We start from the raw sequence: 278 nt of genomic DNA on the forward strand, positions 1-278 counted from the left end.
TGTAGAAGGCTGGGGCTGACAGAAACGTGACCCTCGTATTACAAGTGCGACAGATCAGCGAGATTGATCCGGTATGCCACCTTCAATGCACGGCACGACAGGCGTCGGCGCATGTCTCGCAGGCACGCGCGCACTGCTGACAGTGCTCGTGGGAGTGCTTGGCACACTCGGCGGCGCAGGCTTGACAGATTTTCGCGCACAGCTCGCATATTGCAGTGGCTTGGGCGCTGCCTCGCGCCATCACGCCCACGGCGGCTTCGCAGATCTCAGCGCAATCG

General features: G+C 61.5%; 1 protein-coding gene. It reads right to left on the reverse strand.

Annotated elements, in window-relative coordinates; translation table 11 throughout:
* Positions 1-82: 82 nt before the first annotated feature.
* Positions 83-241 carry a four-helix bundle copper-binding protein gene (locus ACVA58_RS28030; protein ID WP_446513511.1) on the reverse strand — a complete coding sequence of 53 codons (159 nt, stop codon included), beginning with the start codon at positions 239-241 and terminating at the stop codon, positions 83-85.
* Between the last annotated feature and the right edge of the window lie 37 nt (positions 242-278).

It is taken from the genome of Photobacterium sp. DNB22_13_2, from assembly GCF_052873915.1.

Coding starts and splice junctions, on each gene's coding strand:
- ACVA58_RS28030 (WP_446513511.1), bottom strand. CDS start 241: ATGGCGCGAGGCAGCGCCCAAGCCACTGCAATATGCGAGCTGTGCGCG.